Genomic DNA, 12,490 nt, shown 5'->3' on the forward strand with positions numbered 1-12,490 from the left:
GATGATAAGGTTGTTAATGCCTTCGACTAAAATTTGATGATGACAAACACTACTCGACAAAATTATATAATATTGTCGAGAGCTACTCGACAAAATTGAATGTAAACTCTGTAATAATCAGATATACAATAAGTAAAAATTAATTTTATAATGTTTCAAAAGGTATTGCCCAGGATTCATCACAATACTGCTTTGTGATAAAGTAGGTGTGCGATAGTTTTATCTGTTCGGCATTGGCGCGTGTTTTATTGTAATCCAGCTTTGAGCCCTTGGTCTTTACTTCCAGTGCGGTCTTGCTTTCGGGAAGTACAAAATCAATCTCATGGCCGGTTCTTTTCTGATAGTAATTGACTTTATGCGATCTCATCAGGTTGCAGTGAACGGCATTCTCAAACGCACTGCCTGCCGATATCTTCCCGAATACCGACAATATTCCGTTATCACAGAAATATACTTTACGTGCGCCGCTTACTTCACGACCGGTATTGAGCGAATAGGGCTTCACCAGACTAATCATATACGTGGCTTCCAGAAACGACAGATAACTATACACGGTATCGCGGCTAATTCCTGCTTCGGCAGCGAGCTTGCTGATGTCGAGCTTGGAACCGGTACGGTCAATCAGCAGCATCAGCAAATCTCTGAATACACTGATATTCCTGAAATCTGACAATTGCAGGATGTCCTTTTGATGGTATGATGAGAAGATATCGCCGATAATCCTACGTTTGTGATCTTCGTCCTTGGCAAGTACCACCTGCGGAAAGCCGCCCCATTTAAGGTATTCATCAACATAGGATGCAAGCTTTTCATGACGCGTGCTGCTTTTGCCCTCTGCTTTTTTATGAAAGGTTTTGTCAAAGGTTGAATGAACTCCTTTAAAAAGCAAAAATTCCTCAAAATCCAGAGGGTACAGTTCGAAAATAGTTTTACGACCTGCAAGGCTTTCGGGAAATAGTCCTTTTAAATAAAAGCTGCTGGAACCGGTTACAATAAATTTAATCTGATAATGATCGTATAAGTATTTTAATGCCCGCACCGAATCAGGATAACTCTGAATCTCATCAATAAAAACAAATCCGCCTTTTGCTTTGCTCAGCCCTACTTCTTTCAGCGAGCGAACAATGCGGTTGTAATCCTTAACTTCAAACAGTGCACGGTCCAGGAAATTTTCGAAATCAAGGAATACCTTGTTATGACCGGGCACTTCATCATACAGTTTACGAAGTACTGAGGTTTTGCCCGAACGCCGTAATCCTGTCAGAACAATAATTTCTGATGTATTCATTGCCTTGCGGACAGAAGCCAGTATTTTGCGGTCGAATATTTTCATGTCGATACCTTTTAGACAAAATTATATAATTTTGTCGACTCATACAAGACAAAATGCAAATTAATGATTTTTTAATTTCATATAGTGCATATAACCAGTTTGTTGAAAGAGGCGTAAGGTGAATCATTTTTATAGAATTATTTTGTTTATTTTTGTCTCAAATCATTCACTAAAAACACACATTTATGTTGAAAGACCATCCTAAAGGATTATTGGTAGCCTTTTTTACGAACATGGGCGAACGCTTCGGCTTCTATACCATGATGGCTATTCTTGTCATGTTCTTGCAGGCTCGCTATGGGCTTGATGCCGAATCGGCCGGCAGTTATTACTCATGGTTTTATTTTGCCATTTATGCTCTGGCACTGGTTGGCGGTATGATTGCTGACTGGACTAAAAAGTACAAGACAATTATTTTTATCGGTCAGGTGATTATGTTTGCGGGCTACTGCATCATTGCTATTCCCGGCCTTGAATTATGGGTATCAATCAGCGCATTGTTTGTTATTGCTCTCGGAAACGGGTTGTTTAAAGGCAATCTTCAGGCTGTTGTTGGTCAGATGTATGACAATGACAAGTACCGGAAATTCCGCGACAGCGCATTTATGATTTTTTATATGGGCATCAACGTTGGTGCATTCTTCGCACCCTTTGTTGCAAAAGGAATCAAGGGCTACTGGCTTAAAACAAATGGTTATTTGGAAGATGCCGATTTGCCTGCACTCTGCCACCAGTTTATTAACGGTACGATTAAAGATACCGCGCAATTGCAAAAACTTGCCGATGCATCTATTATTCAGGGTGGTGGTAAATCGGCAGCGAATCTTACCACCTTCACGGCAGACTATATTAATGTATTCTCGACCGGATTTAACTATGCCTTCGGAATAGCTGCAGGCGCCATGATTTTATCACTGATCATTTACCTTATCTTCAATAAACTGATTCCTGCCAAGCAAAAAGAAGAAGTTGTGGTGGCTGCAAAAGCTGACGATAAATCTGTAGTCGGTCTCGGAAGTAACATCAGGGCATTGGTGATATCGCTGGTGCTGATGGGCGTTGTGGCGCTGCTGTTCCATGTGGCTGACCGTTTCACGGATATCAAAGATATCAACTATCAGATGGGCCTGGCAGTTGGTCTGTTTGTTGGCTTTGTTTCACTGGTATTCCAGATTTCCACCAAAGACGAAAGACCTCGAATCGTTGCACTGAGTCTGGTATTTCTGGTGGTGATTTTCTTCTGGATGTCCTTCCATCAGAATGGTCTTACCTTAACGATGTTTGCACGTGACTATACCACAAAATTTGTGGGTCCGTACACGCATCTGTTTTTTGATATCTGGTCAATATTGTGTGTAATTGCTGCAATGGCAGGATGCGCCATGATATTCTTTACCAAAAAAGCCGCAACACGTATTGGCGGAGCCATTGCTTTCCTGGGATTCGGATATCTGTGTTATTATCTTGCCAGCCAGAATACAGCTTCAAATTCGATATCACCGGAAGTATTCCAGTCGTTCAACCCGTTGTTTATTGTAGCGCTGACTCCGCTTGTAATGGGCATTTTTAGCTGGCTTAACAAAAGGGGCAAGGAGCCTTCGTCACCCAAAAAGATTGGCATCGGTATGTTTATCGCGGCCGTCGGTTTTATCCTGATTCTGATTGCATCGCTTTCGCTGATATCGCCTAAAGATATGGCAGGCGCTGCTGTTGAGGAAAGTGCAAGGGTGTCGCCATACTGGTTGATGAGTTCTTACCTTATACTTACCATTGCCGAACTTTTCCTGAGTCCTATCGGCCTGTCATTTGTTTCTAAAGTCGCACCTGCCCGCTTTCAGGGTTTGATGCAGGGCGGTTGGTTACTGGCAACTGCAGTTGGAAATAAATTTTTGTTTGTGGGAAGTTTGATGTGGGGCAAAATTGAGCTGTACATGCTCTGGGGAATATTTATTATCTGCTGTGTTCTTGCAGCCATCTTCATTTTCTCTATCATGAAACGTCTTGAAAGAGTTACAAAATAGGTGTACCTGATGCATAAAGAAAGAGGCTGCCTTGCAAGGACAACCTCTTTTTATTTGTACTTTGAAGTGACTAAAGTTTGAATTACTGCCCCAAAACTTCTGACTTCTGTTTTTATCTTATGCCTGTTATCTTAACGCTAGAATTTAAATATCACTTCTGCCTTGGCTTCCGACTTTGTGTTGCCTGCAATGGCTGTCATCCCTGAGCCAATAACATTTTTATTGGTATAAATGGTCTGAGCAAAGCGAGCGTATAAAACAATGTAACGGTTTACATGGTATGATGCCAGTAAATACCAGCGGCTTCCTTTATAATACAGACCGGGAACGGAACTGCTGTACATCACATCGTTTTCGTAAGTGTACATTCTGGCTTCGTATGCATCAGTATCAAAGAGCATGTAGCGTAAAGTTACACTCACGGGGCTGTTGTTTGCTTTATATTTTACATCCTGATAAATCAGAAAACCGTTTTTTGCATCTTTGCTGTCTTGTTTATAACGAAGGTATTCAACGCGGCTCTTCAGCGTGAACGAAGGGCTTACTGCATAGGAAAGGTTAAACCGATAGCTTTGTTTCGTATAATACTCTGCGTAATTTATAATATTATCGAGGCTTGTATTATTGATGCCTTTATGCTCGTAGCGGAAACGCCCGTATAATTGCAGTTTTTTATTTGGCGTGTTAATTATATCGACTAAGTAATCTTGTCCCAGTGAGGGATTGTTCACTTTATATTTTAACCACGGAAAGTTCACGTTGTCAACATAAGCATTCAATGCCCATTTTTTATTAAAGGCAATTGCCAGTCCGATGTAAAGACCGTTTTCATTGCTGCTTCTGCTGCCATCGCCAAAAGCCGATGTGTAAAGCGCCTGATAGTTGCGCTGGTAATAGCGGTGAACAACCGAAAGACTCACTTTTTTATCGAGGCTTACCATTAATCCGTTTAGAGTTGCTATACCACCACTTTGGCTGCGCGAGGTTTCACCGAAAATATTGAAGTTGCGTACAATGTAACTGTAGTCTATTCCATAATTATAATTCGTGTTACCATTGAATTCAAACTGGTTATAATAAACGAGTTTGCGCTGAAGGTTAGCGCCGTATTTAGTATAAACGCCTGAAATTCCAATATTCAACCGACGTGTCCTGAAGGCAAAATGCCCACCGGCTATTTGTTCTTTGACGGCATGTCTGTCGGCCATTTCAGCAGGTGTTGAGTGTAACCCTGTTTCCTGCAATGAACTGATGTAATTCAATTCGCTGGTCAATGAATCGGTAGCGAGTACGTTACCATCCACTTTTTTCTGGCTGTAAAAACCGGTGAGTTCAAAGCCGTTCTTGCCTAAAGTAATTCCGGCACCACGCAGGAATCGGTTTTCATCGGTTGAAGTGTAAGGCCGAAGACCCTGAGCCAGTTTTTTTACTCCGGCAACATCCGATGATTTTCCGAATCCCATGCCAGTCCATAATGTGAGTCCCTGCCCGAACTGTGCGTGAAAATCGCCGATAGCAAGCGCTTTAATGATACTGATGTCTCTTATAAATAAATGTGCGGAGTAGAAATCAAAACCATTTTTCTGACTGCCCTTAAAGAATTCTTCGCCATAATCTTTTTCTCCTGTAATGCCCCAGCTTATCTTGTTGCCATATTTGAAACGATAGCGTGCATTCAGTTTATCAGGGCTTCCCAGATAACGCGAGTTTGGTTTTAATGCCAATAAGCTGTCGCTGATGGGCGCGTAGCCTGCCTGATCTTCCAGTATTCGTTGCCAACGCACATATACCTCGCTGGAACCATTCTGAAAAATGCCTTTTATTCCTGTGCTCAGACCTGTGGAGGGAGCATCAACAGTAACATAGGGCAGCATTTTGCTGATAATCGCAGTATCAAATGATGGAATTCCCTGTAATTCATATACCGAAAGAAGTTTTCCGTATTTTTTTATATGCTCCAAAAGGTTGCTGATCTGGATATCAGTCATGAAAAATAATACGTGAAGCTCTTCAACACTGGTCTTGTTAAGATTGATTTTGTGTTTTTGGTAGTATTCAATATCTTGCAGAAGGTCGTTATAGTCAAGCTCGGCGTCTGTTTGTTCTGCCACTCCTTCTATTTTCTGTTCCTTTTCCTGTTCGGTCTGCGGTTCCAGTTCCTGAGCAAATCCCCTGACAGAAAAGATGAGGAAAAAGATCAGTATCCAGAATATTTTTTGAAATCTTAGTGCGTTGTGCATTTTCTGATATTTTTCGAATTAGTTTGAGGATTTTTGTGGTGCATTGGAACTGCCGCCGAAATTATATGATAATGAAACCTGCGGCGAATATCCAAGAACCGGATGCCTCATTGCTGCAACGTCTATTTTAAAATTGTAGAGTTCAAGACCTACGCCCACTGTATTAACTAATGGTGATGTGCCAATTCCTATACGGACGTAAAGCGGTTTTACTATATGGTATTCTGCACCTGCCTTCACTACTGCTTTATAATTGATGTCTTTTTCAACTTCCGCACTTATCATAGCTTTTTCGGAGAAAGTGTAAGATAAGCCGCCTTTAATGATAGACGGAATGCGCTCGTCCGTATATTTTGATGTTTTAGCGCGCATCGGATTAAATATATGTGCAGCAAACACCAGATTCTTGACAAGCACAGCCCTCACGCCGACTTCAAATGTGAAAGCGCCTCTGTTACCGTAGTTTTCAGCAATGTGAGTATAGATGTAGTCAAGTTGTACACCGGCCGATACGCGCTCACCAAAAGACATCGCGTAAGCAAGACCCACTTTATTTTCGTTGTAAAGGTTGTAACCGAAATTGGAGTAATTGATGCCAAAAACGCCACTTTTTTTAACGGGCAGCACAAATGTAACAGCCTTGAGCCCCATTTCTTTCATCAAAAACCGGTTTTCGTAATAAACGCCGGCGGCCATGGTTTTGGCATATGCCATTCCTGCCTGATTATTATGCGCCGACCACAAGTCGGTAAACGTTACAGAAGCATTGCCCATGCCTGCAGACCGCCCGCCAATACTGGAGTTCTCTTTCTGTCCCCATACGTTGGATACCATCAGTATCCCCAAAATCAATGCTAATAAACGAACCTTCATTTCACGATTTTTTATTGAACAATTAAAAAAAATAAATTTATTTCAACTTTTTATTGACACTTTATAAACATCCTGATTTTGTAATGTTCTGAGGTTGCTCACATTATGTTTTAACTACAGGAAAATGCCCCTGCAATTTCTATCCGCAAATATAAAATTATTATGGCTTACTAAAACGGTTACGGACTATATTTTGTATTTTTGACCTCTCTAATTCATTTTCCGGTATATGACGAACATAACACTGAAGGATAAATCCTTCTCATTATCAATTCCATCTGAGGAAATTCAGAAGTCCATCGCCAGAGTCGCAGAAGAAATAACGAATGACATGAATGGCAAAACTCCGGTCTTTCTTGTAATCCTCAACGGTGCTTTTATGTTCGCGTCGGATTTGCTTAAAAAATTAGATATGGATTGCGAAGTTTCATTTGTGAAACTGGCGTCCTACTCGGGCACTTCTACCACAAATCAAGTGAAACAGTTAATAGGTCTGAATGAAGACCTGAAAGGCAGGCATGTTGTAATACTTGAAGATATTATAGATACAGGCATTACTATGGAGCATATGCTGGAGCAGTTGAATAAATTCGGACCTGCCGATATCCGCATTGCCACCTTCCTTCTTAAACCGGATGCGCTCATTAAGGTATTCGACATTCATTATGTCGGCATCCGCATTCCGAATGATTTCATTGTTGGCTATGGTCTTGATTACGATGGTTTGGGACGTAACCTGAAAGACGTGTATAAAATAATACCTGAATAGTTTTTTCCTGACGATTTTTATAAAATACTGAAATAACCACTAACCCTCCTTATAATTTATGTTAAACATAATCATTTTTGGTGCTCCCGGCACAGGCAAAGGAACTCAATCTGAGAATATTATTAATAAATACCGCTTGGTGCATCTTTCAACGGGCGATATCATGCGCGAAGAGATTAAAGCTGGCAGCGAAATAGGTAAACTTGCCAAACAGTATATTGACGACGGTTTGTTGGTTCCCGATAGTGTAATCTTCAAAAATCTTTACTACCGCGCGTCCCGTCATACCAATCCTAACGGGTTTATTTTCGACGGTTTTCCGCGTAACATCACTCAGGCCGGCACGCTCGACAGCGTACTCAATCATAAAAGTATTCCCATCTCTATGGTGCTTTATCTTGATGTTACCGAAGAAGAACTTTTCAACAGAATAAAAATACGCAGCGCACACTCAAACCGCACCGACGATAATGTTGAAGTGATTCGCAAAAGAATCGTTGTTTACAATACTCAAACCTTGCCGCTTTTGGATTATTATGCAGAACAGGGAAAGCTGTTACGCATCAACGGAATGGGTACTGTTGAAGAAGTTTTTGGAGCAATCAGCAGCGCAATTGATAATTTCATAAGTAAAAACAATATCAGCCTGAATTAGTATTTAAAGCCGTTGCTAAGTGCGGCTTATGTGATATTTTTACTGACTGTTTTCATTCCCGAAAGGCTCTGTAATGTCCGACTCAAATTTTGTCGATTATGTGAAGATTTGTTGCCGCAGCGGCAATGGCGGTGGTGGGTCTTCCCATCTCCGTCGTGAAAAATATATACCCAAAGGCGGACCCGACGGTGGTGACGGCGGTCGGGGAGGACACATCATTCTTCGCGGTAATGCGCAATTTTGGACACTCATACACCTTAAATATACCAAGCATGTTGTTGCAGGTCATGGTGCTCATGGCAGTAAACACAACAGCAGCGGCGCTTATGGCGACGACGTGATTCTGGATGTGCCTCTGGGTACTGTTGCCCGGGATGCGGAAACCGGTGAAATAGATTTTGAAATTGTAAGCGATGGCGAACTCCGCATCATTGTCCCCGGTGGCAGGGGCGGACAGGGAAATTCTCATTTTAAAACAGCCACGAACCAGACTCCGCGCTATGCACAACCGGGCGAGCCTGGCCAGGAAGTATGGAAAATTCTGGAACTGAAAATTCTTGCAGATGTTGGTTTAGTAGGCTTTCCCAATGCCGGAAAATCAACATTGCTGTCTGTTGTTTCAGCCGCTAAACCCGAAATTGCCGATTATCCCTTCACAACACTGGTCCCCAATCTGGGAATTGTAAAATACAAAGAAGATAAGTCGTTTGTGATGGCTGATATTCCGGGTATTATTGAAGGTGCGCATGAAGGTCGTGGCATTGGTTTGAGATTTCTCAGGCATATTGAACGGAACTCCATCTTGCTTTTCATGATTCCTGTTGATTCGGCAGACATCAAAAAAGAGTATAAAATATTGCTGAATGAGCTTTCGGAATTTAATCCCGAACTGCTGGACAAACCACGTCTGCTTGCTGTTACCAAATGCGATATGCTTGATGAAACTCTGCTTGCGGAGGTTAAGAAAACCCTTCCAAAGATAACTTCAGTGCTTATTTCTTCCATTACCGGAATGGGTATCAGCAAACTGAAAGATTTAATATGGAAAGAACTCAATAAACCGGCTCCCGATTTCTGAAATTAAACTATGCTGCATCACCTTGAACAACTGGACATCCGGGTAACGCTGTTCTTAAACAGCCTTCATTGCCCGTGTCTTGACAACCTTATGATGTGGTGCACCAATGGCATGAACTGGCTGCCGCTTTATGTGTTAATACTGGCGTTACTTGTAAAATATTACGGCAAACAAACCATTATAATTCTGCTGTTTGCTGCATTACTGATTGCTATAACCGATCAGGTATCGTCCAATCTGTTCAAGAATGTTTTCATGCGGATACGCCCATGCTCAGATTCCCACATTAATAATATGATTCACATTGTTGGTAATTACAGAAGTGGTGGATATAGCTTTACATCATCTCATGCAACCAACTTTTTTGCTATAGGGGTTTTCCTGATTGGTTTGCTTGGCAAAAAAATCAAATATTTCACACCCATTACCCTGCTTTGCGTGTCATTTATTGCTTATACCCGTATCTATCTGGGTGTTCATTTTGCAGGCGATGTGCTCTGCGGTGCGTTTGCCGGCACATTGGCCGGATTTCTGATGCAACTGCTTTTTAAATTCTCAGAACGCAGATTTCTGTCACGAAACGATTTTTTCAGGTCGTCTCAGATGTAAATCATTTTGCGTTTTATTTCGTATTTTGACCTACCTTTACGGAAATAGAATATTAATAGATCAAAAAAAAGTCTAATATGTTAATAGCACTGTATATTGCAGTACCGGTGATTCTGATACTGCTTATGGGAATCAGGATAATCAGACCTACCCATCGTGGACTCATTGAAAGGTTAGGAAAGTACAACCGCTTTGCCGAACCCGGATTTCATCTGATAATTCCATTGGGCATCGAAAAATTGTATCAGGTAAACACTACTGAGCAGATGGTGGATGCTGAACCTCAGGAAATAATCACGAATGATAATCTGAATGCGCGGGTGGATGCACAGGTGTATTTCAGAGTGAAAGGTGATGAGGAGAGTGTGAAGAATTCGCTGTATAACGTGAACCGTTACCAGTGGCAAATTGTGAATCTGGCACGTACAACACTCAGAAATATTATTGGTACGCTCACGCTGAAATCGGCTAACAGCGAACGCGGTAAGATTAATGCAGAGCTGCATCGTACGCTTTGCGACGAAACAAAAAGTTGGGGCATTGATATTGTACGCACAGAGCTCAAGGAAATTGACCCTCCCAAGGATGTTCAGGAAACGATGAATAAAGTTGTGAAGGCGGAAAATGAAAAGATTGCTGCTATCGACTATGCAACAGCCCGGGAAACGGTGGCCGACGGTGAGAAACGCGCCAAAATTAAAGAAGCCGAAGGCGTGAAGCAGGCTCGCATTCTTCAGGCTGAAGGTGATTCTGAAGCAATAAGGCTGGTAAATGAAGCCGCCGAAAAGTATTTTATTGGCAATGCCCAGATTCTGCGTAAGCTGCAGGCGCTTGAAACATCGCTACAAAACAATGCAAAAATTGTTGTACCGGCAGGCTCAGATCTGGTAAACGTAATTGGTGATATGGCCGGTATTTTACCTTTGATTAAAAATACAACGGGCATCAACGCTCAGGAAAAATAGGGTTAATAGTAATTGGATGGTTAACGCCGGGAATGCCTGAAGGAAGGCTTTTTTCCGGCGTTTCCTCTTTTAAATCCACCACTTTTCTTATCAGGATTATAGACGGGCGCTTCACCAAATTCAGCAGGGACAGGTATTTTAAAAACAGCTGAGCCAAGCAAGCGCTCAATAATACCGAAGCGCCCCATCGAATTGTCATTGATAAAAGTGAGTGCAACACCTTCGGATGCCGCACGGGCAGTGCGTCCTATGCGGTGTATATAATCTTCTCCATCGTTCGGTACATCGTAATTAATAACAAGGTCAATATCTTCAATATCGATACCGCGTGAAAGAATATCGGTAGCTACCAGAATATTAAGCTTGCGGTTTCTGAAATCAAGCAACACCTGTTCACGCTCATCCTGTGTGAGATCGGAATGGATATCACTTACAGCAAGCCCTGTTTTCCTAAGTTCGCGATTCAGGATTTTGGTACTGCTCTTTGTTGAGCAGAATATTAGTATACTCTGCAGCTTGCGTGCACTCAGCAAGCTCAGCAGCAAAGGAATTTTTTGTGTTTCATAAACAACATAAGCGCCCTGTAAAACGCGTTCCGATGGTTTGCTGATGGCAATACTTATTTCAACAGGATCAACCAGAATTTTGCGGGCCAGGTCTCGGATTTCTTTGGGCATGGTTGCCGCAAACATGAGATTCTGCCTTTCTTTGGGCAAGTAAGAAATTATCTGCATAATGTCTTCGAAAAAGCCCATGTCGAGCATGCGGTCGGCTTCATCCAAAACTAAATATTTCAGTCCGCTGAGACTCACATTGCCCATATTTAAATGAGCAATCATACGACCGGGAGTGCAAATTACAATATCCGCGCCTTCGGCCAGTGCCTGCCGTTCACGCGAGAAAGCTGCACCATCGGTACCGCCGTATATGGCCACTGAGCTAATGGGCGTGAAGTATGAAAACCCCTCAAGTTGCTGGTCAATCTGGGAGGCTAATTCGCGTGTGGGTACAATTACCAGCGCTTTGATGCTGTTCTTCTGTTCAGTAGTAATGATGTTGTTGATAATTGGAAGCAGAAACGCTGCTGTTTTTCCGGTGCCAGTCTGCGCGGAACCAATGATATCTTTACCTGCAAGTATCGGAGGAATGGCTTGCTCTTGAATGGGAGTGGTTTCATTAAAACCTATTGCATCAATTCCTTCGAGCAAACGGGAATCAAGATTCAATTCTTTAAACTGCAAAATATTTTAAAATTTAGTGGTAAACAGAAACCTGCGTGGTGTCTTAATGCAAAGGTAAGCAATTATTTCCGCATTTACTTTGCATTTGCTGCCATGATTGCGGTTTCGCGAACAAGACGCGCAAGTGTTTCTTTTTTCATATGCCTGACAATACTCTCATTCAAACCTGACCAGTATTTTTTTGCAGCACAAACAACCGTACGTTTGCAAAAATCATCGTCGCAGATACATGGTATGAGCACGGGCTGTTCAAAGGCTCTGTAGATATCATACACGCTTATTTTACCTGCAGGGCGGTTGAGAACGTATCCACTCTTTTTGCCGCTGGTGTTGCGGATAAGACCGGCGGTTTTCAAAGATGAGATTATGCTGTCAAGATATTTTTCTGAAAGATCCTGATTCCTGGCGATGTCTTTCTGGAATACGCCTTCTTTTTTTTTATCGAGACCTAATTCAATCATGGTGCGCATTCCGTAACGGATTTTAGTATTGATCTGCATAGCCTTCTTTTTTATAATTGCATTTATTTGACTTACACCTTTGAGTTTATAGGATTCTATTCCGCAAAATTAGCTCTTTTTCTAAATTCAAGGACTTTAATGTTTTTACGCTATGCAACTCCAGTCTGTACTTATAAAATGCTCGCATACTGCCTTTCTATTGATTATAAATGAAATTTTTTCATTGATGGAAATATTGCTTTCAT

Annotated in this window: 11 protein-coding genes; 6 read left to right on the top strand and 5 right to left on the bottom strand. The window is 41.8% G+C overall.

Annotated elements, in window-relative coordinates:
* Positions 1-145: 145 nt before the first annotated feature.
* Positions 146-1,333: an ATP-binding protein gene (locus WCM76_10025; GenBank protein MEI6765968.1), complete on the bottom strand. Its 1,188-nt coding sequence runs from the start codon at positions 1,331-1,333 to the stop codon at positions 146-148.
* A 185-nt stretch (positions 1,334-1,518) separates the two neighbouring features.
* Here WCM76_10025 and WCM76_10030 point away from each other — a divergent pair, with 185 nt between their 5' ends.
* Positions 1,519-3,354: a peptide MFS transporter gene (locus WCM76_10030; GenBank protein MEI6765969.1), complete on the top strand. Its 1,836-nt coding sequence runs from the start codon at positions 1,519-1,521 to the stop codon at positions 3,352-3,354.
* A 137-nt stretch (positions 3,355-3,491) separates the two neighbouring features.
* Here WCM76_10030 and WCM76_10035 read toward each other — a convergent pair whose 3' ends face one another.
* Positions 3,492-5,594 carry a hypothetical protein gene (locus WCM76_10035; protein MEI6765970.1) on the bottom strand — a complete coding sequence of 701 codons (2,103 nt, stop codon included), beginning with the start codon at positions 5,592-5,594 and terminating at the stop codon, positions 3,492-3,494.
* 18 nt (positions 5,595-5,612) lie between these two features.
* Positions 5,613-6,467 (bottom strand): hypothetical protein, encoded by an 855-nt coding sequence (locus WCM76_10040; GenBank protein ID MEI6765971.1) that lies wholly within the window; start codon positions 6,465-6,467, stop codon positions 5,613-5,615.
* Positions 6,468-6,696: 229 nt separating this feature from the next.
* Between WCM76_10040 and hpt the strand changes: the two genes are divergently transcribed.
* From hpt to WCM76_10065, 5 genes are all read left to right on the top strand, one after another.
* Positions 6,697-7,236: a hypoxanthine phosphoribosyltransferase gene (gene hpt / locus WCM76_10045; protein MEI6765972.1), complete on the top strand. Its 540-nt coding sequence runs from the start codon at positions 6,697-6,699 to the stop codon at positions 7,234-7,236.
* A gap of 58 nt (positions 7,237-7,294) precedes the next feature.
* A complete protein-coding gene (locus WCM76_10050; GenBank protein ID MEI6765973.1) occupies positions 7,295-7,891 on the top strand; it encodes an adenylate kinase in 597 nt (198 codons plus the stop codon).
* Between the two features lie 73 nt (positions 7,892-7,964).
* Complete coding sequence (obgE, locus tag WCM76_10055) at positions 7,965-8,969, top strand: GTPase ObgE (GenBank protein ID MEI6765974.1); 1,005 nt, start codon at positions 7,965-7,967, stop codon at positions 8,967-8,969.
* 9 nt (positions 8,970-8,978) lie between these two features.
* A complete protein-coding gene (locus WCM76_10060) occupies positions 8,979-9,578 on the top strand; it encodes a phosphatase PAP2 family protein (GenBank protein ID MEI6765975.1) in 600 nt (199 codons plus the stop codon).
* 77 nt (positions 9,579-9,655) lie between these two features.
* Positions 9,656-10,543, top strand: coding sequence for an SPFH domain-containing protein (locus WCM76_10065; GenBank protein MEI6765976.1), 888 nt, complete (start codon positions 9,656-9,658; stop codon positions 10,541-10,543).
* A gap of 20 nt (positions 10,544-10,563) precedes the next feature.
* Here the strand turns inward: WCM76_10065 and WCM76_10070 are convergent, their stop codons facing one another.
* Together WCM76_10070 and WCM76_10075 are read right to left on the bottom strand one after the other, a co-directional pair.
* Positions 10,564-11,784 (bottom strand): DEAD/DEAH box helicase, encoded by a 1,221-nt coding sequence (locus WCM76_10070; GenBank protein MEI6765977.1) that lies wholly within the window; start codon positions 11,782-11,784, stop codon positions 10,564-10,566.
* A 74-nt stretch (positions 11,785-11,858) separates the two neighbouring features.
* Positions 11,859-12,284 carry an Rrf2 family transcriptional regulator gene (locus WCM76_10075; protein ID MEI6765978.1) on the bottom strand — a complete coding sequence of 142 codons (426 nt, stop codon included), beginning with the start codon at positions 12,282-12,284 and terminating at the stop codon, positions 11,859-11,861.
* Positions 12,285-12,490 lie beyond the last annotated feature (206 nt).

Source organism: Bacteroidota bacterium, from assembly GCA_037133915.1.
Classification (GTDB): domain Bacteria; phylum Bacteroidota; class Bacteroidia; order Bacteroidales; family CAIWKO01; genus JBAXND01.